The sequence below is a fragment of the Symbiobacterium sp. genome, from assembly GCF_040797425.1.
Taxonomy (GTDB): Bacteria; Bacillota; Sulfobacillia; order Symbiobacteriales; family Symbiobacteriaceae; genus Symbiobacterium.
This window is the reverse complement of the sequence record NZ_JBFNEH010000007.1, coordinates 1-22,973: the sequence shown is the minus strand read 5'-3', so window position 1 is coordinate 22,973 and position 22,973 is coordinate 1. Positions and strand designations below refer to the sequence as shown.

Annotated in this window: 29 protein-coding genes; 4 read left to right on the top strand and 25 right to left on the bottom strand. The window is 68.8% G+C overall.

Annotated elements, in window-relative coordinates:
* Nucleotides 1-164: 164 nt before the first annotated feature.
* On the top strand, nt 165-1,076 hold the full coding sequence (locus tag AB2385_RS03625; RefSeq protein ID WP_367653564.1) for an NAD(P)/FAD-dependent oxidoreductase: 912 nt from the start codon (nt 165-167) through the stop codon (nt 1,074-1,076).
* A gap of 164 nt (nt 1,077-1,240) precedes the next feature.
* Here AB2385_RS03625 and AB2385_RS03620 read toward each other — a convergent pair whose 3' ends face one another.
* From AB2385_RS03620 to AB2385_RS03580, 9 genes are all read right to left on the bottom strand, one after another.
* Entirely contained in the window at nt 1,241-1,753 is a 513-nt protein-coding gene (locus AB2385_RS03620; protein WP_367653563.1) for a DUF402 domain-containing protein, read from the bottom strand.
* A 163-nt stretch (nt 1,754-1,916) separates the two neighbouring features.
* Nucleotides 1,917-2,069: a hypothetical protein gene (locus AB2385_RS03615; protein WP_367653562.1), complete on the bottom strand. Its 153-nt coding sequence runs from the start codon at nt 2,067-2,069 to the stop codon at nt 1,917-1,919.
* A gap of 36 nt (nt 2,070-2,105) precedes the next feature.
* On the bottom strand, nt 2,106-2,258 hold the full coding sequence (locus AB2385_RS03610; RefSeq protein ID WP_367653561.1) for a hypothetical protein: 153 nt from the start codon (nt 2,256-2,258) through the stop codon (nt 2,106-2,108).
* A gap of 222 nt (nt 2,259-2,480) precedes the next feature.
* Nucleotides 2,481-2,747, bottom strand: coding sequence for an RNA-binding protein (locus AB2385_RS03605; RefSeq protein ID WP_043713838.1), 267 nt, complete (start codon nt 2,745-2,747; stop codon nt 2,481-2,483).
* Nucleotides 2,748-2,909: 162 nt separating this feature from the next.
* Complete coding sequence (locus tag AB2385_RS03600; protein ID WP_367653560.1) at nt 2,910-3,098, bottom strand: hypothetical protein; 189 nt, start codon at nt 3,096-3,098, stop codon at nt 2,910-2,912.
* 68 nt (nt 3,099-3,166) lie between these two features.
* Entirely contained in the window at nt 3,167-4,075 is a 909-nt protein-coding gene (locus AB2385_RS03595; RefSeq protein WP_367653559.1) for a LysR family transcriptional regulator, read from the bottom strand.
* Nucleotides 4,076-4,239: 164 nt separating this feature from the next.
* Nucleotides 4,240-5,640 (bottom strand): DUF4129 domain-containing protein, encoded by a 1,401-nt coding sequence (locus AB2385_RS03590; RefSeq protein ID WP_367653558.1) that lies wholly within the window; start codon nt 5,638-5,640, stop codon nt 4,240-4,242.
* Nucleotides 5,618-6,844, bottom strand: coding sequence for a DUF58 domain-containing protein (locus tag AB2385_RS03585; RefSeq protein WP_367653557.1), 1,227 nt, complete (start codon nt 6,842-6,844; stop codon nt 5,618-5,620). The genes AB2385_RS03590 and AB2385_RS03585 overlap by 23 nt, the downstream gene beginning before the upstream one ends.
* Nucleotides 6,845-7,801 carry an AAA family ATPase gene (locus AB2385_RS03580; RefSeq protein ID WP_367653637.1) on the bottom strand — a complete coding sequence of 319 codons (957 nt, stop codon included), beginning with the start codon at nt 7,799-7,801 and terminating at the stop codon, nt 6,845-6,847.
* 202 nt (nt 7,802-8,003) lie between these two features.
* Between AB2385_RS03580 and AB2385_RS03575 the strand changes: the two genes are divergently transcribed.
* On the top strand, nt 8,004-8,201 hold the full coding sequence (locus AB2385_RS03575) for a hypothetical protein (RefSeq protein WP_367653556.1): 198 nt from the start codon (nt 8,004-8,006) through the stop codon (nt 8,199-8,201).
* 63 nt (nt 8,202-8,264) lie between these two features.
* Here AB2385_RS03575 and AB2385_RS03570 read toward each other — a convergent pair whose 3' ends face one another.
* From AB2385_RS03570 to AB2385_RS03515, 12 genes are all read right to left on the bottom strand, one after another.
* A complete protein-coding gene (locus AB2385_RS03570; protein ID WP_367653555.1) occupies nt 8,265-8,534 on the bottom strand; it encodes a translation initiation factor 2 in 270 nt (89 codons plus the stop codon).
* Between the two features lie 57 nt (nt 8,535-8,591).
* Nucleotides 8,592-9,467 (bottom strand): PHP domain-containing protein, encoded by an 876-nt coding sequence (locus AB2385_RS03565; protein ID WP_367653554.1) that lies wholly within the window; start codon nt 9,465-9,467, stop codon nt 8,592-8,594.
* Between the two features lies 1 nt (nt 9,468).
* On the bottom strand, nt 9,469-10,944 hold the full coding sequence (locus AB2385_RS03560) for a M17 family metallopeptidase (protein ID WP_367653553.1): 1,476 nt from the start codon (nt 10,942-10,944) through the stop codon (nt 9,469-9,471).
* Nucleotides 10,945-10,992: 48 nt separating this feature from the next.
* Complete coding sequence (locus AB2385_RS03555; protein ID WP_367653552.1) at nt 10,993-11,967, bottom strand: dipeptidase; 975 nt, start codon at nt 11,965-11,967, stop codon at nt 10,993-10,995.
* A 189-nt stretch (nt 11,968-12,156) separates the two neighbouring features.
* A complete protein-coding gene (locus tag AB2385_RS03550) occupies nt 12,157-12,417 on the bottom strand; it encodes a stage V sporulation protein S (RefSeq protein WP_043713843.1) in 261 nt (86 codons plus the stop codon).
* Between the two features lie 50 nt (nt 12,418-12,467).
* On the bottom strand, nt 12,468-13,289 hold the full coding sequence (locus tag AB2385_RS03545; RefSeq protein WP_367653551.1) for a TIGR00282 family metallophosphoesterase: 822 nt from the start codon (nt 13,287-13,289) through the stop codon (nt 12,468-12,470).
* Between the two features lie 219 nt (nt 13,290-13,508).
* Nucleotides 13,509-14,024 carry a hypothetical protein gene (locus AB2385_RS03540; protein ID WP_367653550.1) on the bottom strand — a complete coding sequence of 172 codons (516 nt, stop codon included), beginning with the start codon at nt 14,022-14,024 and terminating at the stop codon, nt 13,509-13,511.
* Between the two features lie 148 nt (nt 14,025-14,172).
* A complete protein-coding gene (rny, locus tag AB2385_RS03535) occupies nt 14,173-15,726 on the bottom strand; it encodes a ribonuclease Y (protein ID WP_367653549.1) in 1,554 nt (517 codons plus the stop codon).
* A gap of 364 nt (nt 15,727-16,090) precedes the next feature.
* Nucleotides 16,091-16,831, bottom strand: coding sequence for a hypothetical protein (locus AB2385_RS03530; protein ID WP_367653548.1), 741 nt, complete (start codon nt 16,829-16,831; stop codon nt 16,091-16,093).
* A 30-nt stretch (nt 16,832-16,861) separates the two neighbouring features.
* Entirely contained in the window at nt 16,862-17,209 is a 348-nt protein-coding gene (locus AB2385_RS03525) for a hypothetical protein (RefSeq protein ID WP_367653547.1), read from the bottom strand.
* Between the two features lie 89 nt (nt 17,210-17,298).
* Nucleotides 17,299-18,393, bottom strand: coding sequence for an ABC transporter ATP-binding protein (locus tag AB2385_RS03520; protein ID WP_367653546.1), 1,095 nt, complete (start codon nt 18,391-18,393; stop codon nt 17,299-17,301).
* 282 nt (nt 18,394-18,675) lie between these two features.
* Nucleotides 18,676-19,707: a pseudouridine synthase gene (locus tag AB2385_RS03515; protein WP_367653545.1), complete on the bottom strand. Its 1,032-nt coding sequence runs from the start codon at nt 19,705-19,707 to the stop codon at nt 18,676-18,678.
* A gap of 97 nt (nt 19,708-19,804) precedes the next feature.
* On the opposite strand from AB2385_RS03515, the gene AB2385_RS03510 reads away from it, so the two are divergent.
* Nucleotides 19,805-20,260, top strand: coding sequence for a hypothetical protein (locus tag AB2385_RS03510; RefSeq protein ID WP_367653544.1), 456 nt, complete (start codon nt 19,805-19,807; stop codon nt 20,258-20,260).
* Between the two features lie 50 nt (nt 20,261-20,310).
* Here AB2385_RS03510 and AB2385_RS03505 read toward each other — a convergent pair whose 3' ends face one another.
* The 4 genes from AB2385_RS03505 to AB2385_RS03490 are packed head-to-tail and all read right to left on the bottom strand — an operon-like array spanning nt 20,311 to nt 22,360.
* The gene (locus AB2385_RS03505) at nt 20,311-20,772 is read right to left on the bottom strand and encodes a RidA family protein (protein WP_367653543.1); all 462 of its coding nucleotides are present in this window, start codon (nt 20,770-20,772) and stop codon (nt 20,311-20,313) included.
* A gap of 50 nt (nt 20,773-20,822) precedes the next feature.
* Complete coding sequence (locus AB2385_RS03500) at nt 20,823-21,353, bottom strand: spore maturation protein (protein ID WP_367653542.1); 531 nt, start codon at nt 21,351-21,353, stop codon at nt 20,823-20,825.
* A 6-nt stretch (nt 21,354-21,359) separates the two neighbouring features.
* Nucleotides 21,360-21,947, bottom strand: coding sequence for a nucleoside recognition domain-containing protein (locus AB2385_RS03495; protein ID WP_367653636.1), 588 nt, complete (start codon nt 21,945-21,947; stop codon nt 21,360-21,362).
* Nucleotides 21,947-22,360 (bottom strand): cyclic-di-AMP receptor, encoded by a 414-nt coding sequence (locus tag AB2385_RS03490; protein WP_367653635.1) that lies wholly within the window; start codon nt 22,358-22,360, stop codon nt 21,947-21,949. Before AB2385_RS03490 ends, AB2385_RS03495 begins: the two co-directional genes overlap by 1 nt.
* A 142-nt stretch (nt 22,361-22,502) precedes the next feature.
* Here AB2385_RS03490 and AB2385_RS03485 point away from each other — a divergent pair.
* Nucleotides 22,503-22,973: hypothetical protein (locus AB2385_RS03485; RefSeq protein ID WP_367653541.1), on the top strand; the 471-nt coding region annotated here is incomplete at its 3' end.

Here is a 22,973-nt window from a genome sequence, read left to right as displayed (position 1 = left end):
CCGCGGGAGCGCGCCGCGGCAGCTTCCGTCGCCGCCAATTCCGGGCAGCAGGACAGGACCTTGAGCGGGCTGGCGCGGGTTCTACTGGAAGCGGCTCTAAGCATACTCCGGTTGGTCGGATTATACAATATGTGAATATGAGTTCCTGAGGAGGTGCGCCGCCCATGGTCGCTGACTGCCGCTGGGACGTGCTCATCGTGGGCGCCGGGATGGCAGGACTCGCCACCGCCATCTGGGCCCGCCGACTGGGTCTGGAAGCGCTGGTGCTGGAGCAGGAGCCCCGGGCCGGCGGGCAGCTCTCCGCCATCGGCGGGCGCATCGTCGACTACCCGGGCCTGGACCTGCCGGACGGGACCGCCCTCACCGAGCGGCTCCTACGCCAGGCCGCAGAGGCGGGGGCGAGGGTCGAGCTGAACCGCCCCGTACTCGCCCTCTCCGCCGCCGACCGAAGCTGTACGACCCCGGACGGCCTGGTGGCCGGCCGCGCGCTCGTGATCGCCACCGGACTCCACCCTCGCCGGCTCGGCGTGGAGGGCGAGGAGGCGATCTACAGGCAGGGCTGGGTGCGGCGCCCGTCCCATGACCGCGCCTGGTTCCGGGGCCGGCGCGTGGCCGTGATCGGCGGGGGCGATCGGGCCCTGGAGAACGCCGGACTGCTGCTGCCCGTGGCCGCTCGGGTCCACCTGCTCACCCGCGGGCCACTCCGGGCCCGCCGCGACCTGGCCAGGCCTGTACTCGCCAGCGACAAGGTGGTGCACCACCAGGGGGTGACCGTGACGCGCTTCCGCCCCGGGCCGGACGCGGTGCTTCTGGACGTGGCGGGGCCGGACGGCCAGTGGGCGCTCGAAGTCGACGCCGTCTGCATCTACATCGGCAACGCGCCCAACACCCGGCTCGTGGAGGGGCAGCTTCAGCTCGATCCCGAGGGTTACATCGTCACCGACCGCCACGGGCGGACCTCCGTGCCGGGCGTCTATGCGGCCGGCGACGTCTGCACGCCGCCCGCCTATCAGAGCCTGGCCAACGCCGCCGGGCAGGCCATGGTGGTGGCCAAACACATCGCCCTCCATTCGTGACCGCAGCGTGCGCGCCGGGGCCCCCTCCGCCGTCCGGACGGGGCCCCCTGACCACCTGCCGGGCACCCGGTATCGTCGCAGCCAGCTGGCTTTCCGCCGTGGCCCCGCTTCTGGCCAGGGGCTGCAGGAACCCGGCCGGACAGGTCGCCTCGTGCAGGGCCGCTTCAACGGGTCAGCCGCTCCCGGAGCCGCGCGGCCGAGCCGTCGAAGGGGAAGCGCCGCTCCTCCACCAGCCGGATGAGCTCGGCCAGGCCTTCGCGGGCCAGGGCGACCACCTCGTCGGAGTAGCCCCAGGCCCGCCGGTGCTCCTCGAACTCCTCCTCGTCCTCCACCCGGTAGGAGAGGTCTGGCGCCACGATGAGGTCGAGGTCCAGGTCGACCACTGCCATCACGCCGCCGCTCACCGTGGCCGACATGACCACGTTGCAGTAGTACTGCCGGAAGGAGCCGTCGGCGTTCCAGTTGGCGCTGACGTGGTACGGCCGCTTCGTGAAGAAGAACTCGATCGCTTCAGTGGGGACCGGGTAGTTCACAATCCCCCGGCTCGGGTGGGTGAGCGGCCGCCCGTACGGGCCGTGCGCGATCACGAGGTCCGGCCGCTGTTCCAACAGCCGGACGGGGTAGCTGTAGTGCTTCACGCCGCCGTACTTGTACATTTGCACTTGAAGCTCTTGCATGCGCACCCTCCCTGTGTGTGCGGACGGTGGCACCACAAGGCCAGGGCCGCTCGCACAAGACGCCGGACTCTGCCCGGGCCGCCTACCCAGAACCGCCGCCGGCGGCGGACCGGGAGGCCGCGCACGGCCGTGCGGTGCGGGATACGATGCCCAGGCGGCCACCCTACCCGGATGTTCCGCCTCGGGTGGTCGCCCGCCAGAAGCGCCACAGGGCGTATCCAGCCGTGCCCCAGGTGAGCAGCCGCCCGACTGCCACGAACACCCCGGTCACCACGTTAAGCCTGAGGACCACTCCCAGCGGAGCCGACCGCATCACCAGCCCGAAGACCCCGCTCCAGATGGCCGCAGCGATCTAGAGTGCACCCCAGGCGACCAGCAGCTTGAGGCCCGGGTCCCGGTTGCGGCGAACCAGCGCAACTCCGCACACCACCAGCACGAGACCCACCAGCGGGTCGATGAACGGGAACACGTCGTAGATCCTGGACGGGACCTCTGCGATTGCCATGGCTGCCCCTCTCCCGGGCACAGGCCCCGCGTCAGGGCCCACAGGGTCGTGCTGCCAGCTCGCGCTGGACCGCACTGCCCATCGGAGAGCCCACCCCCGCACCGTTTTTCTCATCTTTTCAATTGTAGCGCAACGGCTGGTCCCGGGCAACAGCCCCGGGGAAGGCAGACAAGAAGAAAGCGCCCGGTGCGTGTGCACCGGACGCTCGGACTGCTCCGCTCCTTAGCGGCGGGGACCGCGCTCCGGACGAGGCTGAGCCTCGTTCACGGTGAGCTGCCGGCCGGCCCACTCGGCGCCGTTCAGGGCGTCGATGACGGCCTGCGCCTGGTCGGCCGGAACCTCGACAAAGCCGAAGCCACGGCTGCGGCCGGTTTCCCGATCGGTGGCGATCCGGGCACCGAGCACCTCAGCGTGCTGCGAAACGGCGTTCTGCAGGTCCTCAGGGGTAACCGCCCAGGGGAGGTTGCCGAAGTACAGGGTCTTCGTCATTCGCATTCTCTCTCCCATCCATTCGGAGATATTTTGGATTCGCGTTCGGGAGGGAGACGCGAGGAATTCGCCCTTAACCCGGCAAACCAGCGCACCGCTCACCAAGCCGTGAATCAATGACAGGGTACGCCATTCGCGGGCAGATTGCAACCCTGATTTTCGTTATCGATGCGGGTCGCCCCAGCGGCTCCTCCGAATCGGCTTGCCCGGGCTCCCTGCCTGCGTGTCCAGTTCGGCCCCGATCTCGAAATTGGCCCTGGCGTCAGCGTCGCGCCAGTTGCCGCGCCGCTGGGCGAGAATTCGCCGCAACCCCTGCCCGGCCTTTAGTTTGCCGATCTTGTTCCCCGGCATATGCACACCTCCTCGCAGCCTAGTCTTCCCGCGCGCGGGGGCGCATACTGCCGGCCAGACCGGCACGATCACGAGGCCCGTACGATTGACACCCGGTAGCGCCGCTCCAGCAGTTCGAGGAAGGCGTTCACGGCCGCGCTGCGCCGCTCGCCGCGCCGCAGAATCACCGACGTCGTCCGGCTGGACCGCGGCAGGCCCGGAACGGTGAGCGGCACCAGACGGCCCGAGTCCAGCTCCCGCTGCACCGCAGAGACCGGCTCGATGGCCACACCGAAGCCCAGCGCCACCATCGTCTTGATGGCCTCGTGGTTGTCAAACTCCATCACGAAGTTGGGCTGGATGCCCATCTCCTCGAGGATCTGGTCGATGGTCATGCGGAAGCGGGCTCCGCGCACGTAGCCGATGAACGGCAGGCGCGCCAGATCGCTGTCGGCCAGCACGGGCGGCAGGTTGGCGGCAAAACCGGGGCTGGCCACCACCACCAGCGGGTCCTCGAAGAGCGGCACCGCCAGAATGCGCTCGTGAATCTGCGGCGTGGTGGTGAGCCCCACGTCCACCTCGCCGTGGAGCAGCATCGCCACCGTCTCCCGGTTGTTGCCCGTGCGCACGTTGATCTTCACCTTCGGGTGCTCCCGCACGAACTCCGCCAGCAGGTCCGGCAGCGTGAACAGGCCGATCGTGTGTACGCAGCCCACCGTCACGCTGCCGCTGCCCGGCGACCGCAGTTCCCGCACCGCGGCCTCGCACTGCTGGACGAGGTGGAGCACCTGCCGTGCGTAGTCGTAGACCAGCTCGCCGGCCGGGGTGAGGTGCACCTGTTTCCCCTGCCGTGTGAACAACTGGACCTGCAGGTAGTCTTCCAGGGCGCCGACCTGTTTCGTCACGGAGGGCTGCGTGAGGTTCTGGACCTGCGCAGCCCGGGTGAAGGAGCCTTCCTCCACCACGCGGCAGAAGGTGATCAGGTGCTGGAGCAGCATGCGGTTCCCCCCTCGGCAAGCGGCCGGACACGGCCGGACGTTGACGACAGAATGCCAAAAAGGAATGGGAAGGCTCTCGTTGACTTCCCACTCATTATAGGTGAGGGCGGCATGCGCGTGAAGCCCTCGCTCGTCCGCGACGCGGGCGTGTGACCCCTTGACGGCTAGGGGCGCGTCTTCCCGGCGTCTTCCGCGCAGCACTCGCGGAGCAGTCGGGCGGCACGGGCCACGGCCTCGGGTTCCGGTGGAACCGGGCCGTAGCGGGCCTGGTTGTAGACGGCCGTCACCGCCGCACTGGCCTCGCCGGCGGAGGGCTCCGCCGCGGCCAGGGCGACTTGATAGGTGTTCGGGGTCTCCGCCGGCCGGCGCGGCCGCCCGCGCTGTGCACCCCAGGCCTGGAGCTGGCGGAAGAGGGCCCGCGGGCTCCCCGGAGGCACCGCTTCCTCCGCCGGACCGGTCTCTCCCGCCCGTGGGGCGGACCGGCGGCGGAACAGGGCCAGCAGATCCTGGCGGAGTGAAGACCAGAAACCGAGGCTCACCCGCTCTTCGTCCGCCTCCATGGACCGCCTGCGGACAGCGGTCAGCCGGTACAGCCACACCGCCACCACCGCCAGCGCAGCCAGCAACGCGATCGCCTGCAGCAGCGGACCGAGGTCCAGGGCAGGCCCCCGCTCCGGCACCGGGTCCGGCGGGATGATCTCCACTTCCCCTTCGCCCTGCTGCTCCGGAGGCTCGTACCCGGTCATGAGCCGGGCCAGGAGAGCGACCAACGGGGCGATGAGGTACCCCACGATCCGCGCCAGGAACAGCACGACGGCCACGACCAGGTTGTACAGCGGTGCCAGCAGCCTCCCGGCGAAGCTGACAACCGCGTCCAGCCGGTCCACCGTGAGGAACTGTGACGCCACCGCCGTCACGGCGACAAGGGCCACGACGAACCAGGTCACCGCCGGCGAGGCGGGCGTGCCGACCGTCTTCGCGCCCGGCCCCCCTTCCGCCGGCGCCCGCTCCCGCAGGAGCGCCAGCAGGGTCAGCCCTGCGGCGAAGAGCGCCACCACCGACCAGAACAAGAGCAGGTGCACGGCGCTCTCACGCCCCCTGCCCACGGCCAGCAGCAGGATGATGCCGGCGAGCTGCAGGATGAGGACGGGTCCCACCCGGTCGGACACGGGGCCGTAAGCGAGCCCCTCGATGGCCAGGCGGGCGCTGCGGAACCACAGGTACACGGCCACCGGAATAAACGCCACGGCGGGGTTGGCGGCCAGCAGCCCCGCCCGCTGCGCACCGGGCAGCAGGGCATAGGCGGCAAGGTAGGCGAGCGCCGTGCCCGCCAGCAGTCCCACCACCCGCATCCAGCGCCGGTCGCCCTGCTGGACCGACTGCCAGACCGCAGCGGTGAGGAAGACAGCCAGCGGCAGCCACAGGCCAGGCACGGCGGCCAACCACGCCGGGTCGTCAGCGGCCGCGTAGAGGAGCAGCAGCCAGGGGGTCACCGCCGCCACCTCCACCACGCCGGCCAGCAGCCAGGGGAGCCAGGTGCCGCTACTGCGCCAGAACCGCGCCATGAAGACCCTCCTCCCCACCCACCCGGTAGACGGTCACGCCCGGCAAATCCGGTAAGGCGACCGGTTCGGGCGCGGTCACCACCAGCGTCACGGGCCGGCCGGACCGCTGCGCCCGCATCACGGCCGCCGCCAGGTCGCTCCCCACCTGCCGGGTGATCACCACCAGCGACGTGCCGTAGGGCAGGGCCGGAACCTCCAGCGTCATCAGGTCCCAGAGCGGCTGCGGCGAGCCGGTCTGCAGCCGGGCCAGACCCTCCAGCCCCTGCACCAGCACGTCCGCGCCCCTGGCCGGGGGCAGGCGCAGGCTGAAGCCCCACTGGTAGACCGGGCCGTTGGCGTAGAGGCCCACCGGCACCCCGTGCTCGTCGGCCCAGCCCAGGATGGAGGCGGCGAGCGTTACCCCCGCCTCCAGCGAGTCGGCGTCGTCGCCCTCCCAGAAATGGTCATAAGACCACATGTTGAGGAAGACTGCCAGCCCCAGGTTGCTGGACGGGTCCAACAGCCGCACCTGCAGCCGTCCCGAGGCCGCGGTCGCCTTCCAGTGAACCTGGTTGAGGGGGTCACCGGGGCGGTAGTCCCGCACCCCGGCGAACCGGAGCGGATCGGCGAACAGCCGGTCGCGGGAGGCAAGGTCGCCGAAGGGGCGGCGCGCCGGCAGCCCCACCTGCTCCAGCGGCAGCACCCGCGGGTAGACCAGCAGCAGGTCCGACGGGCCCACCTCCTGCTGCCGGGAGGTGAAGCCGAAGGGATCGCCGGTACGGAGTACGGCCGGCCCCAGGCGGTAAGCCCCCCGGCGGGTCGCCCGCACCGTGAGGCGACGCTCGACCCGCTGGTACGGCCCCAGGGCAAAGCGCAGCAGCAGCCGGTGGCGCGCCAGCGTCTGAAACCGCATCCGCTCCGACTCGACCGCCAGCGCGACGGGGAACGACTCCTCCACTTCCACCACCGGGAGGGGCAACGGTTTCCGGTTCGTCACCGCATACGTGAGGGTGAGGCTCTCCCCGGCGAAGCAGCGGCCCTGGTCGAAGCGGCGCTCCACCGTGAGCCGGCTGAGGCCGTACCGGTCCCAGAGCTGCACGAGCCCTTCGGTGAGGGCGACCAGGGCGGCCATGAGCAATAGGAGGCCGCTCTTCAGCCAGAGCGCCCCCACGAGCAGACCGAGGGCGGCCGCCAAGACCCAGCCGGCGCGCTCGCCCAGACGCACCTACACCACCCCCTTCGGCACGGCCTCGGCCGGAACCGGCACGCTCGCCAGGACTTCGTCCATCACCTCGGCGGCTCCTCGTCCCCGGAGACGCAGCTGTGGGGAGGCCACCACCCGGTGGGTCAGCACCGGGCGGGCCAGGTACTGCACGTCGTCGGGCAGGACGTACTCGCGGCCCCGGACGGCCGCCAGCGCCTGGGCGGCGCGCATGAGGGCGAGCGACCCCCGGGGGCTCACACCCAACTCGACCCCCGCGGCGCTGCGGGTGGCCCGCACCAGGTCCACGATATACTGCTGCACCGGCCGCGCGACGTACACCTTCGGCACGGCCTGCTGCAGCGCCACTACGTCCTGGGCGGAGGCGACAGGCTGCAGCTCCTGGAAGGGGTCGGCGCTGCGGAAGCGCTCCAGCATGGCCAGCTCCTCCTCGGCCGTGGGGTAGCCCGAGGGCAGCTTCAGCAGAAAACGGTCCAGCTGGGCCTCCGGCAGCGGGAAGGTGCCCTCCTGCTCCACCGGGTTCTGCGTGGCCAGCACCAGGAAGGGCCGGGGCAGCGGGTGCGTGACCCCGTCCACGGTCACCTGCCGTTCCTCCATGCACTCCAGCAGGGCCGACTGGGTCCGCGGCGTGGCCCGGTTGATCTCGTCGGCCAGGAGCACCTGGGCGAAGACCGGCCCGGGCCGGAACTCAAACTCGCCCCGCTGCTGGTTGAAGTAAGAGACTCCCGTCACGTCCGACGGGAGCAGGTCGGGGGTGAACTGGATGCGGCGGAAGGAGGCATCCAGCGAACGCGCCAGCGACTTCGCCAGCATGGTCTTCCCTGTTCCCGGCACATCCTCGATGAGCACGTGTCCACCGGCGGCGAGGGCCACCAACAGGAGCTCGATCACCTCGCCCTTCCCCACCATCACCCTCTCGACGTTGGCCCGGATGCGTGCCGCCAGGCCCATCTCTGCCATCTGTTCCACGTTACGGCCTCCCGTCCACAACAACTGCCGTGTTCCACGGGTCCCACGTTCTACTGAACTGACGTTTCAGTGGGATGAAACGTTCAGCGGAAGTAAAGACTACCCATGCGCTGGGAACAGCGCCCTAAGCCTTCACTTCGCCTGAGCCACTTGGTACAATGGTGCCAGAAGGATCGCACGGGAGGTGGAGCTCGTGACCGAGAAGCGCAAGCCGATCCGGAACGGCGGCTCCGTCCTGAGCCTGAGGGAGGCGGTCCCGCCGGGATGGCGGGAGGAACCGCCGGCCTTCGCCGGCGACCCCGTGTTTGACTGGGAGTCGAAGCCTGAGCCACCTCAGCCCGATCGCGAAATCCGCTTTGACGTTTCACGGCGTAAGCGTCCGCAGACATAAGGGACGAGCGCCCCCGGTTTTCCGGGGGCGCTCGTCCGCGCCTTGGGGCGCCGCGGCCGGACGCTAACCCAGCGAGACGTCATTCTGTCGCCGCAGCGACTCCTCCAGGCGCACGATCCGGATGTTGCGCTCCAGTACCGCCCGGGCGAAGCGGGCGCTCTGCCGCTGGAGGCGGCCGTTCTCCGCCTCCAGGCGGGCAATCAGGGCGCGGTTTTCCCGCTCCTTGGCGGCCAGTAGATTCATCAGAATCCGGCGGCTCGTCCGGAGCCCCCGCACTCGCTCCTCCAGCAGGCGCATACGGTCGCGCAGGGCCTGCGTCTCGTCGTAGCTCACGTTCGCCCTCCCCTGGCGCGGTGTGCTCCAGGGTAGTTTACCCCACCGGTGGCGCAATTATGCCAGGGCGCCTCCCGCCCGCTGGTACCAGGCCGACAGCGCCTTGAGCTTTTCCACCACCTCGAGGCTCACGTTCACGCTGCCGGGCAGCACCGTCCGGGTTCCCCTGGGCCCGTGGCTATCGGTGCCGCCGGTCACCAACAGGCCTGCCTCACGCCCCCAGCGGGCGTAGTGAGCGCGCTGCCGGTCGTCGTGATCTGTGTGGTAGGCCTCGATGCCCATGATGCCCGCCGCGATCGCCTCGTGCACCCAGCGGTCGTCGCCGATGAGGCCGGGGTGCGCCAGCACCGGCACCCCGCCGGCCCGCCTCACTGCGGCGATGGCCTCGGCCGGCTCCAGCTTCGGGCGGGGAACGTAAGCCGGGCGCCCCCGGTCCAGGAAGCGTTCGAAGGCCTCCTTCAGCGACCCGACCGCGCCGATCTCCACCAGTTCGGCGGCGACGTGCGGCCGGCCCACCGACTCGCCTCCCCGCTCCAGAATCCGCTCCAGGGAGACCTCCCGGAGCCCCAGTTCGTGCAGCTTCGCCACCACCTGGGCCACCCGGTTCCGGCGGCCGCCCCGCATGCGCCGAAGCAGTTCCGCCATCCCCGGCTCGTCCGGGTCCAAGTAGTAGCCCAGGATGTGCACCTCGATCTTCCCGACCTCGGTGGAGAGCTCCACGCCGGGGACGAACTCGATCCCGGCCTCCTGTGCGGCGGCCCTGGCCTCCGCCCAGCCCCCAATGCTGTCGTGGTCGGTGATGGCCACGGCGGCCAGCCCCTGGGCGGCTGCCCAGCGCACCTGCTCGGCGGGGCTGAGGGTGCCGTCGGAGACCGTCGTGTGGTTGTGCAGGTCCGCCCGTCCGGCGGGCGGCGGCATGGGGATGTGCTCCATGCTAGTGCGAACCCTCCGCAAACCGCCGCGCCGCCTCGACGAAGGTACGCGTGCCGGCGCCCGTCGCCCCCTCGTCCTCGTACTCGTCGCCGGGGCTCTTCCAGGCCAGGGCCGCGATGTCCATGTGCACGCACGGGGTGTTGCCCACGTGCCGCATCAGGAAAAGGCCCCCCGCCACCGTGCCCGCCGCCCGGTTCCGGGTGCCGTTGATCATGTCGGCGATGGGCGACTTCAGGAGGTCGTAGTACTCCTCGTCGTGGGGCAGACGCCAGCCGCGCTCGCCGGCCGCCTCGGCCGCCTCGTAAACCTCGTCCTCCCACGCGTCGTCGTTGGCCACGAGGCCGAAGCGGATCGGGCCCAGTGCGATGTTCGCGGCACCAGTGAGGGTTGAGGCCGTAATGATCTTCTGGCAGCCGTTCCTGGCGGCGTAGGCCAGACCGTCGGCGAGGATCAGGCGGCCCTCGGCGTCAGTGGAGCGGATCTCCACCGTCTTGCCCGACAGGCCCGCGATCACGTCGCCGGGCTTGTACGAGCCGCCGTCGGGCATGTTGTCGGTGGCCGGGATCACGCCCATCACGTCGGCCCGGATCTTCAGCCGGGCGATCGCCCGCAGCGCGCCGATCACCGCGGCGGCGCCGCCCATGTCCATCTTCATGTTCCACATGCCGTCGGTGGGCTTGATGGAGATGCCGCCGGAGTCGAAGGTGAGCCCCTTGCCCACCAGCCCGAGCCAGGGACCCTGGCCGCCGGCGCCCTTGTACCGCATCACGATGAACCGCGGCTCCTCCCGCGACCCCTGGTTGACCGCCAGCAGCAGGCCCAGGCCCAGCTCCTCACAGCCTTTCCTGTCGTAGACTGTCACTTCGATGCCGCACTCGCGGCACATCAGAACGGCCCGCTCGGCCAGCATGGTCGCCGTCATGTGGTTGCCCGGAGTCCAGGCGAGGCCGCGGGCGAGGTTGACGCCCTCGGCCACGGCGCGGCCCCACTCGACGCCGGCGGCGACCTCATCCCCGCCGAGAATCTGCACGGCCTCGACCTCGGGCTGCTCCTTGCGCTCGGTCTTCCAGCTGGGCAACCGGTACAGGCCGTGCAGGACGCCCTCCGTGATGAACCGGGCGGCCTCGGCGGGCGCCAGCGCCACCGACTGCGGCTGGGCGAAGGCGATGCTCCGGCCACCGCTGCGCCGGGCGGCCCGCGCCCCGATGCCCGCCGCACGCCTCAGGCTTCGATTGGTCACCTTCTCCGCCTTGCCCAACCCCAGGAGCAGCACCTTGCGCGCCGGCAGCTTCCCGGCGGTATAGAGCAGGACGGTTTCGCCCATCTCGCCCTTGAAGTCCGCACCCACCACCTGAGCGCACAGGCCATCCAGCGCCTCGTTCACCTCGGCCGGCGCCGGCGTCCCCTCGGTGAGGGGCAGGATCAGTACGTCGACAGCGATCTCGGTCAGAGCCTGGTTCGATACTGCTACCTTCACGATGCGCTGCCTCCTTGCAGTCGAATTCCGCGCCACGCAGACGGGCGGCTAGCCGAGCACTTGCCGGAACACCCGGAGGTAGTTGCCGCCGAGCACCTTGGCCATGTCCTCCTCCCGGTAACCCCGGCGGAGCAACTCGGCGGTGAGTTCCGGCAGGCGGGTGACGTCCTCCAGCCCTGGCGGCATGTCGGCACCGTCGAAATCGGAGCCGAGCCCGACGTGGTCGGCGTTGCCGAGCAGCTGGCAGACGTGGTCGATGTGATCGGCCACCGTCGTGAGCGAGGCCTTCTCCTTCCCCATGAAGCTGGCGACGAAGGAGACGCCGAACACCCCGCCGTGGCTGGCCAGGGCCTTGATCTGCTCATCGGTGAGGTTCCGGGGGTGCTCGTGCAGTGCGTGGCAGTTGCCGTGCGTGAAGAGCACCGGGTCCTCAGACAGCTCCAGCACGTCAAAGAAGCCCCGCGGCGTGATGTGGGCCAGGTCGATCAGCATGCCCAGCCGGTTCATCTCGCGCACGACCTCCCGCCCGAAGCGGGTGAGACCTCCGCCCGATTCGGGTTCGCCCACGCCCTCGGCCACCTCATTCCGATGGTTCCACACCAGGCCCATCATGCGCACACCGAGCCGGTAGTAGTTGCGCAGGAGCGCCAGGGACCCCTGAATGCCCTCGGCCCCCTCGATGTTGAGCAGCACCGCCAGTCCGCCGTCTTCGTGGGCGGCCGTGATGTCCTCTGCCCGCAGGGCCAGCCGCACGCCTTCACCGGCGGCAATCTGCCGCAGCAGCCCGTCGATGGCCTCGCCCACCCGCCGGGCAGCCACCGGGTAGTACACCGGATCGATCCAGGCCGCCTGAACGGTGCAGGTCAACCCGCCCTCCCGTGCCCGGGGCCAGTCGATGTGGCCCTTGTCCGAGCGCTGGATCAGCGTGCGCTGGCCGCCGAGCACTGCAAGCACCGAATCCGCATGCCCGTCGATCACCGGGCAGCGCTTGTGCAGCGCCACCGCCTCTCTCAGAAAGTCCATTTTGCCGTGCTCCCTCCTGCGTAGCGTGCCCGTAGGAGTGTTTCCATCTGGCAGGGCGAATCCCTTTTTCCGGGAGCAAAATTCGCCGCGCAAGGGTGCACCCTCCCGGAAGTACAGAAGACCGCCCGACCCTGACGGGCCGGGCGGTGTATGTTCCAACGCCTTTCCGCTCCACCCTCCGCTGAGAACCTACCGCGGCTCCACGATCAACTTGATGGCCGTCCGCTCCTCGCCATCGATCTTGAGATCGGTGAACGCCGGGATGCAGATCAGATCGACACCGCTGGGGGCAACGAACCCGCGGGCGATTGCCACCGCCTTGACCGCCTGGTTGAGCGCTCCTGCACCAATTGCCTGGATCTCGGCGGAGCCACGCTCGCGCAGGCAACCTGCGAGAGCGCCCGCCACCGCGTTCGGGCTCGACTTCGCCGATACCTTCAGCACTTCCATAACCAATGTCCCCTCCACTGGCATTTGGTGGTTGATGAGTTGCTAATATCCTACCATCTTCCAAAGAGACTAGCAAGTGGTTCTGTCGCCACTTCTCTCTCGAAGATGCGCCGGATGTCCGTGGCCCGACCGGTCCGATCGTCCACCTCCAGCAGTACCGCACACAGCACCGCCGGCCCTTTCGCCGCCTCCAGCCGCACGGGCAGCTGTGTCAGGAACCGCTCCAAAGCCAGCTCGCGCTCGGCCCCGATCACAGAGACCCACGGGCCGCACATGCCCACGTCGGTGATGTAGGCGGTGCCGCCGGGCAGGACGACCTCATCAGCGGTTTGGACATGCGTGTGTGTCCCGATGACCGCGCTCACCTGGCCGTCCAGGAACCACCCCATTGCCTGCTTCTCGGACGTGGCGTCGGCATGACAGTCGACAACGATGATCGGCGTGCTCTGCCTGAGGCGCTCCACCTCCCCCTCCACGGCCCGAAATGGATCCTCCAGAAGCTGCGGGGAGTACACCCGCCCCTGCACCTGCACCACGGCCAGGGCCGGGCGGCCCTCCCGCCGAACGACGTAGGATCCGCCTCCCGGCGTGCCCGGCGGGTAGTTGAGCGGGCGGATCAGCCGCGGCTCCTCATCAATATATGTGGCGATTTCCCGTTTATCCCAGGCGTGGTTGCCCAGGGTGATCACGTCCACCCCCAGGGCGAACAGCTCGCGGCAGATCTGGGCCGTAATGCCCTTGCCGCCGGCTGCGTTCTCCCCGTTGACGATCACCGCGTCGGCGCCCGTTTCCTTCACCAGCGGGCCTATACGCCGTGCCAACACCTCCCGTCCGACTCGTCCGTACACGTCGCCGAAAAACAGAATTCGCAAGGCGAGCGCCCCCAGTCCACATCCCGGCCAACCGGTCATGATAGTTTATTATACCTGACCGGGCGGTGCCCGGGCTCGGACCGTTCGGTTTCGTGCGCTCACCCATCAATACGTAGGAAGTGGCGCAAAAGTTCGCAACTTCGCCTGCCCAGTTCGGAACGCGCAGGGGGCCGGCGGACTCCCGCATGGGGTCCGCCGGCCCCCCGGCCGTAACGCCGCTCACTTCTCGAAAATGAGCAGCCTGCCATTCTCCCGGATGGCGATGAGGTTGGGCGGCTGCCGCCGGCCGCTGACCGAGGCCATGACCTCCTCGATCAGCTCGTCCTGCGCCATCAGTTCCTCCTCGCCGAAGTACTCAAGGGGCTCCGCGAGCACCCGGTTCGCGAAGACGTTGCGCACGACCTCCACCACGGCGTAGAGTTCCTCCGGGGTAAGGCTCTGCACGTCGCGCCCCACCACAACGGTGCTCAGTTCCCCGAACGTCGACCGGGTCACCTCCACCAGGGTGGCGACCCGCTGGTGGATCAGGTGGTAGACCTCGAGCGATTCCCGGATACGGGCCTCGGCAGCGGCGAACTCGTCGTCCTCCAGAGGACCCTTCACGAGGAAGGAAAGCCGCAGGGCCTGGTGCACCGGATCGTACCGCACCGCAGCGATTTCGGGGTAGCGAATGGCGTAGCTCACCAGCAACTGGATGGTGCGAGCCGAAGGCTCCTCGCCCCTGCGCATGTTCAACCCGTCATGCCTCCTTCGCGCGGCCAGCGTCGCTTCCTGGGCCGTACCGCCAAGGCAAGGAGGCGCCGACGACTCCGGCGAGCGTCGACGCCCCTTCCGCTCCCTATTATTGAGACGTTGCGCGCACGCAAAAGGTTCGGAAGCCCGCTTACCGGGCGTACTCCACGGCGCGCGTCTCCCGCACGACCACGACCCGGATCTGACCCGGATACTCCAGCTCGTCCTCGATCTTGCGGGCAATCTCCTTCGTCAGCTTCATGGCGGCGTAGTCGTCGATCCGGTCGGGTTTCACCATCACGCGGATCTCGCGACCGGCCTGGATCGCGTAGGACTTCTCGACGCCGTCGAAGCTGTCGGCCAGGGCCTCGAGCTTCTCCAGCCGCTTGATGTACGCCTCCAGCGTCTCCCGCCGGGCGCCAGGCCGCGCCGCCGAGATGGCGTCGGCCGCCGTGACCAGGTGCGCCTCCACCGACCGGGGCTCCACGTCGCCGTGGTGGCACTCCATGGCGTGGATCACGTCCGGGTGCTCCTTGTACCGGCGCAGCAGGCTGACCCCGATGGCCACGTGCGACCCCTCGATCTCGTGGTCGACGGCCTTGCCGATGTCATGCAGCAGGCCGGCCCGCTTGGCCACCTCCACGTTCACGCCCAGCTCGGCGGCCATCACGCCCGCCAGGTGGGCGACCTCGATGGAGTGCTTCAGGACGTTCTGGCCGTACGACGTGCGGAAAGCCAGTCGCCCGAGGAGCTTCACCAGCTCGGGGTGGAGGTTGTGGATCCCCAGCTCGAAGCAGGCAGACTCGCCCTCCTCACGGATGCGGGCCTCGACCTCCTTCTGCGCCTTCTCCACCATCTCCTCGATCCGGGCCGGGTGGATGCGCCCGTCCTGAATCAGCTTCTGCAGCGCAATCCGGGCCACCTCGCGCCGCACCGGGTCAAATCCCGAGAGCACGACGGCCTCGGGCGTGTCGTCGATAATGAGGTCAATGCCGGTCAGGGTCTCCAGGGTGCGGATGTTCCGGCCCTCGCGGCCGATGATCCGCCCCTTCATCTCGTCGTTGGGAAGGTTCACCACCGAGACGGTGAGCTCGGAGCTGTGATCGGCGGCCACCCGCTGCACGGCGATGGCCACCAGCTCACGGGCCTTCTTCTCGGCCGTCTCCTTGGCCTCCGACTCGATCTCGCGCATCAGGCGGGCCGCATCGGTCCTGGCCTCCTGCTCCACCTGCTCCAGGAACAGGCGCCGGGCCTCCTCCTGCGTCAGCTGCGAGATGCGCTCCAGTTCTGCCATGCGCTTCTCGACCAGTTCCTGGGCCGCCTGGTTCTTCCGGTCGAGCTCCCGCTCCTTGCGGCTCAGCGCCTCTTCCTTGCGCTCCAGCTGCTCGACCTTGCGGTCCAGGGTCTCTTCTTTCTGCAGAACGCGCCGCTCCAGCCGCTGGATCTCGGCACGCCGCTCCTTGATCTCGCGCTCGGCATCGGTCCGGAGCCGGTGAACCTCTTCCTTCGCCTCGAGGATCGCTTCCTTCTTCTTCGCCTCAGCCTCCCGCAGGGCCTCGTCCAGGATGTGGCGGGCCCTGGCCTCGGCGGAGTTCAGCTTCAACCGGGCCTCGCGCTGGTACCACAGGTAGCCGGCGTAGGCGCCGATGCCACCGCCGATCACCAGCGCAACGATGCCTACAAGGACATAGCTAATCACGTTCACCTCCTGTCTCGCCTGGTGACGAAAAGGTCACAGCCAGAATGAGAATCAAAAAACGGACCCAGCAGCGGTCCGTACTCTGTGCTCGCCATATGTGTGCACACGCCGACCCGTACAGTCGGCCTGCGGGCTGTCGACCAGATCGGTTTTTGCTTGCAATGACAAACCCTAAGGAACAGGCGTACCCTAGGGGACAGTTCTATCGCAAAACACGGGTCCAAGTCCCGTGACGATCCTACTGGTCTGGGTGACAACACCCACGTATGTCACAACCAAATGGCTGGCACAAAGAGGGCGGACCTCCCTATATCATAAGACGGTCCTCACTTTCTGTCAAGGTTAAGAGAATTACGCATTCAGGGGTGCACTAGTCCGCCTCCCGTAATGCCAGCAGGAGCCAGGTGGCCAGGCCAAGGCTGCCCCGGCCGTCGCTCAGGGCCTGCCCGGCCCCGAGCACGTACGGGCCCAGGTCGAAGTGCCAGGTGGTGTTCACCTGCAGCAGCAGCCGAGCGGTCGCGCCGTAACGGGGGCGTTGCTCCCGCGCCAGTTCCGCCAGCAACCGGAAGGTGACGACGCACTCCTCGTAGACGCGCGCAAGCGTACGGGCGAGGCCGCGCCGCGTCCGGTCCTCCAGCCCCATGCTGGAGAGCTTCAGGTCCAGCTGCTCGTAGAGCAGGTGCCAGTGGCGGTACCGCCCGTCCAGCTTCGCCTGCTCCTCGGGAGGACGCTCCTCCGCCACCAGCGACGCGTCCGCTGCCTCCTCCCGGGCGGCGAGGTCCTCCTGCTCCAGGTCCAGGCCGTCCAGCAGCCGGTTCAGCGTAGGCGCCGTCGTCCGGGTCCATTCCTCTGCCTGGTGCGCCCAGCGGAGCAACGCCAGGCCATGGCGCCGGAAGGCCGGGCGGTCTCCATCGCCCGATTCGAGGAGCCCCTCGACCAGCTTCACCAGGTCGGCGCAGAGCATCTGCAGGCCCGCCAGGTCGTACGCGGGCAGGAAGGCCGCGTCGGGGTCGATTCCCGCCTGGCCGAGCCGCTGCCACAGGTTCAGCCCGGCAGAGGCGGCGGATGGCGTACGGTGGATGCGCGCCTCGGTCTCTTCCCACCAGTCCATGGCAATCCTCCCCGGCGGGGCCCGGCCGGGTCAGACCTGCCGCAGCCGGGCTCCCACCTCTTCGAGCAGATAATCGATGGCCTCCCGCAGCTCGGCGGCATCGGCCTCCCGGGTGCTGATCTCGGGCACGGTGCCCCGGTGCAGGTAGACCGTGATCAGCGAGCCCTTCGGCAGCTGGAAGCACCACATCGGGTGCCCGTGCTCCCCCTGGTGGGCGCTCGGCACGCCCAGCATGGCCCGCACGATGAGGCGTGCGGTGCGCTCGCGCCCACGGATGAGCTGCTGCCAGTCAGACCGCCGGTAATCCAGGGGCCGGCACTGGCCCAGGTGGTTGCCGAACACCTTGGTGTGGATGAAAGTCTGAAGGGTATATGCCAAACCGAAACCTCCTCGTGAGCCCCCGCGCGGCGGGGGAACATGCGGAAAGCCGAGGGGGCGTAACGCCCCCCCGGCGTGCGCTGCTGCACTTAGCGAATGGCAAGCTCCGTCTCGGTATCGAACAGGTGGACCTTATCCGCATCCACCCCGAGATCGATGGTATCGCCGGAGCGGAAGCGCAGGTGGGGCTCGACGCGTGCGGTGAGCTGGTTCTCACCCGAGGTGAGATACAGGTAGATCTCAGAGCCCAGCGGCTCCACCACGTCGATGCGGGACGGGATGCGCGCCCCGTCGTGGACGGCGAGGAACTCGGGGTCGGCGTGAATGTTCTCCGGGCGGATGCCCAGGATCATGTCCTTCCCGCCGTAACCCTTGGCCGCGGCCGCCAGCTTCTCCGGCAGGGTGAGCTGGAAGGTGCCGCCGTCAAAGACCGTGGCGTCGGCGGAGAGCCGGCCCTTCAGGAAGTTCATCGTCGGGGAGCCGATGAAGCCGGCCACGAACAGGTTGGCAGGCTGGTCGTACAGCTCCTGCGGCGGCGCCACCTGCTGGATCACGCCGTCCTTCATCACGACGATGCGGTCGCCCATGGTCATGGCCTCGACCTGGTCGTGGGTGACGTAGATGGTCGTGGTCTGCAGCCGCTGATGCAGCTTGGCCAGCTCCGTGCGCATCGAGGCGCGTAGCTTGGCGTCCAGGTTGGAGAGCGGCTCGTCCATCAGGAAGACGGCCGGGTTGCGGACGATGGCCCGCCCGAGGGCGACGCGCTGCCGCTGACCACCGGACAGCTCCTTGGGCTTACGGCCGAGCAGGTTGGAAAGGCCGAGAATCTCGGCAGCTTCCTTGACCCGCTTGTCGATGTCGGCCTTGGAGAACTTCCGCAGCTTGAGGCCAAAGGCCATGTTCTCGTAGACGTTCATGTGCGGGTACAGTGCGTAGTTCTGGAAGACCATTGCGATGTCGCGATCCTTGGGTGCAACGTGGTTCACGAGGCGGTCTCCGATGTAGATCTCGCCCTCGGTGATTTCCTCGAGGCCAGCGATCATGCGGAGCGTGGTGGACTTGCCGCAACCGGAGGGTCCGACGAACACGATGAACTCCTTATCCTTGATCTCGAGGTTGAAGTCCTTGACGACCTTGACATCACCGAAGCTCTTGTACACGTGGTGGAGACTGACCTTGGCCATGCTGGAACTTCACTCCTTTGGCCCCTTGAGCCCTGGTGTATTGGAGGCGGGGCGGTCCCGACTCGCTGGCAACGCCCGCGGGCGTTGTAGCCAAACATAGTATAACGCATTACACAAACATATCGTACCGTGAAAAGCCTCAAATTGAAAGCCTTATTTTATGCACCAGATGAACTGCTCAGCCCGTCCCTCCACGGAATGTCCCCCGTGGCACCGACGCACAACCCTTCACATGGAAGCAATTCGGGGCCAGCCGCACATTTCCTCTCTCAGGAGAGCACCTCATCGCCGTTTGCGCGCGCCTTTTGCCGCGGGCGGCTTCCCGCCCGGGCGCAATCGCGCGGCGTGGTACAGCGCCTTCACCTCCGCGTCGGTGAGATAGCGCCACTCCCCCACCGGAAGGTCGCCGAGCTGGAGCGGGCCCAGCGCCGTGCGCCTCAGGTGGATCACCTCGTGGCCGACGGCCGCACACATGCGCCGCACCTGCCGGTTGCGCCCCTCATGGATGCGGATCAGCAGCGTGGCGCTGTTGGGGGCGCGCACTTCCAGCACCCTGACCTCTGCCGGCGCCGTGGGCCCGTCGTCCAGTTCGACGCCATGCTGCAGCTGCTTGATCTTGCCCGGCCCGGGCACGCCGCGCACCTTGGCGATGTAAGTCTTCTTCACCTGCTTGGCCGGGTGCATGAGCGCGTTGGCCAGGTCGCCGTCATTGGTGAGCAGCACGAGCCCTTCGGTGTCGTAGTCGAGGCGGCCGACGGGGTACACCCGCTCCGCCACCTGATCGTCGAGGAGGTCGATCACCTTGGGCCGGCCCTGCGGGTCGAAGAGGGTGGTGACGTAGCCCTTGGGCTTGTTCACCAGCACGTAGACCTTCTCCTCGGGCGCACCCAGCGGCCGGCCGTCCACCTCGATCACGTCCCGGCCGGGCACCACCTTGGTGCCGAGCTCGGTGACCACCCGGCCGTTCACCGTCACCCGGCCCGCCCGGATCAGCTCCTCGCTGTGGCGCCGGGAGGCGACTCCCGCCCGCGCCATGACCTTCTGCAGCCGCTCCGCTACCTCGGCCTCCGCCGGCGTGAGCGAGAATGCGCCGGTAGCCGGCTCCTTCCGCCCACCGGTCTTGCGGGCCGGCCGCGCGGAGGGACCCGCGTGCCGTCGCCGGAACCGGCCCCGCTCCAGGCTGGCGCGGAGTTGCTCGTCCACCGACGTGAACCCGCCGCTGCCGCCTGCGCCGAACCGCGCGCGGGCCGGGCCCTTCGCCGGGCCCTTGGCCGGGCCCCGGGGCCGGGCGGACTTCCGGGGTTGGTCTGCCATCGGTTACACCTCACCATCATGTCCTGTGGTTCATAGGATGGGGTACTGCGCCAGGAGGGGGCCGCCGGCCCGCCGTCCCCAGGGGGTGTCGCGCACGGTGAAAATCGGCCTGGAACTCGTTGCGCACCGGCCGGTCGAGGTGCGCCTGGGCACGTTCTTCGAAACCTGGATCGCCACCGCCGGCGGCTGCGCCCGCCGCAGCCTCGGGCGGGACGAATACCACCTGCGCCTGGCCATCGCCCCGGGCGGGCGGCTCGCTGCCACTGGCCGCACGCACATCTGCCAGGTAGACCTGGAAGCGGCGGGCCTGGGGCCCAACGGTGCCCGCCAGGCCCTGCTCGCTCCGGTGCCGTGGCCGGGGGACCAGGTGCTCTGGGGCATCCGCACCAACTGCTTCCTCGACCCGGCCGACCTGCGGGCATCCGCGCGGGCCCGCCTCCTCACCGAGGGCGGGCGCGTCCGGGAGTTCGACTTCGCCGACGACCGCGTCGACCTCCAGGTGGTCGCACCGGGCCGGTACCTGATCGACGTCACCCGCCTTTTGGCCGAATGAGCAAAGAACAGGCTGCGCCGGGCAGCCTGCTCCCTGGCCTCTGCGGATGCCTACTCGGCGATGCGGGCGATGACCTCGACCTCCGTCGCGGTGTCCATGGGCAGTTCCGAGACGCCCACGGCCGACCGGGCATGCAGACCCCGCTCGCCGAAGACCTGCTGGTACAGCTCCGAAGCGCCGTTGGCCACCGCAGGCTGGCCGGTGAAGCCGTCGGCGCTGTTGACGAACACGACCACCTTCACGATCTGGGCCACCTTGTCCAGCGAGCCCACCGCCGCCTTCAGAACCGCGAGGGTGTTGATGGCGCAGAGGCGCGCTGCCTGATAGCCCTCCTCGGGCGTCAGGTCCCGGCCGACCTTGCCCTTGTACTTGAGTTGCCCGCCCTCCAGGGCGATCTGACCGCTGGTGAAGATCAGGTCGCCACTGCGGACGAACGGCACGTACGCAGCGACCGGCTTCGGCGCTTCCGGAATGTGGATCCCCAGTTCCTGTAACCGCGCTTCGATGCTCACGGGCAAGTGCCTCCTCCTGTGGGTCAATCCCCTCTACTTTTACCACAAGCCTACCCAAAAAACCAGTTGCATACATAGAGTGCTGCCAGGAACCCCACCAGATCCGAAGCCAGGCCCACGGCCGCACTGTAGCGCACCCGCCGGATCCCCACCGAACCGAAGTAGACCGTGAGCACGTAGAAGGTGGTGTCGGTGGAACCCTGCATGACCGAGGCCAGTCGGCCGACGAAGGAGTCGGGGCCGTGCGCCTTCAGGAGGTCTGCCGTCACGGCCAGCGACCCGGCGCCCGACAGGGGCCGGACGATCATGAGGGGAAGCACCTCCGGCGGGAAGCCGAGGCGGCCCGTGATGCCGCTGAGCGCCCCGGCGAGGAGCTCCATCGCCCCGGATTCCCGGAAAACGGAGAGCGCCACCAGCATGCCCACGAGGAAGGGGATGATCTTGACCGCGATCTGAAGCCCCTCCTCCGCTCCCTCGGTGAAGGCGTCGTAGACCGGCACCCGCCGGATCACCCCCCACAGCGGGATGAGGGCCAGCATTCCCGGAACCGCCCAGAGGGAGAGCGCACTGAGTACCGACATGGCCGCCTACCTCCCCCGGGTGCGCGCCAGACCGCGCACCACCGAGTCGAGCGCCACGGCGAAGACGCCGGCCACCACGGAGGCGACGATCGTGGCCGCCACGATCTCCGCCGGGTTCACGGAGCCGTACGTCGCCCGCAGGGCGATGATCGTGCCCGGCACCAGCGTGACCGAAGCCGTGTTGAGCGCCAGGAATGTGCACATCGCCTCCGAGGCGGTCTCCTTGTCCTCGTTGAGTTCCTGCAGCTCCTGCATCGCCTTCAGCCCGAAGGGCGTGGCTGCTGACCCCAGCCCCAGCATGTTGGCGGAGATGTTCATCACCATTGCCCCGATGGCCGGGTGGTCCGGCGGGACGCTGGGGAAGAGCCGGCTCACCAGGGGGCGAAGAAGCAGGGCCAGCGCCTCCATCAGGCCACTGCGCTCGGCGATTTTCATGATGCCCATCCAGAGCGCCATCAACCCGGAGAGCCCGATGACGGTCTCAATGGCCAGCTTGGCACCGCCAAAGGCCGCGTCGGTCACCTCCGCCGCCCGCCCGGTCGCAGCCGCCACGAGGACCCCCGCCACGATGAGGCCCGTCCAGACCACGTTCATCACGCTGCCGCCACCCCCTCGGGGGAGATGGATATGCCAGCGTGTCCAAATTCAGCCCACGTCCCTGCACGAAGCGGGGCGCCTTCCCCTGGGGAGGCGCCCCGCCTGGGTCTCTGCGCGACCAAGACTTTAACCATCCGTTCCACGACGAGGACGAAGAGCGTCACGTTGTGATGCGGGACGCCCCCGCCCGCCTTCGGCTCGCCCTTGCTGATTTCCGCTTCGGGGCAGGCGCTGCGGATGGTCGCCAGCGCCTCCTCCAACTGGGCGGACCCGACACCCACCAGGAAGGTCGTGTTGCCGGCCCTCAGAAAGCCGCCCGTGGAGGCGAGTTTCGTCACGCCGAATCCCTTCCGGGTGAGCGCATCCGTTACGACACCGGCGTGCTCGTCCCGGACCACGGCGACGATCATCTTCACTTCTCATCCCTCCCGAGCCAGCCGGATACGCCGCCGAGATCTCCTGCGTCCTTCTCTGGGCGCATTGTACCATCCTCCGCATAGCTCGTACACGGGGGACATACGGTGTTGGCGAGCGAGACAAGGGGTGATCCCGATGGAACGGAAAGTCCGTGCCCACTTCCACGTGGTGCGGGTGAACCGCTGGTGGGTGGCCGCGCTGCTCTTCGCCCTGCTGGCCGGGTTCGCACTGCCCCGGGAGGTGGCCCAGCGACCGGCGCAGAGCCGCGGCCCGCGCGTGGCCGAGGGGGTGACGTTCCTCGGGTTCGACTTCTCCGGCCTGAGCGAAGCGGAAGCCCGGGCGCGCCTGGAGGAACTGGCCACCGCCTATCGGGTGGTGCCCGTGAACGCGCGGCGGTATGGGTCGGACGACGGCACGCCGTACAGCGTCCCGGAGATGAACGGACTGGAACTCGACGTGGACCAGACGTGGCTCCGCCTGGCCGCGGCCCCGCCGAACACGGCCGTGCACCCGGCGGTGCGGGTGCGGCCGGCTTCAGGGCGCCTGGCCGACCTGCCCCCCGGCGCCATCCGCCAGGGAAACAGCGAAAAGCAGGCTGTCGTGCTC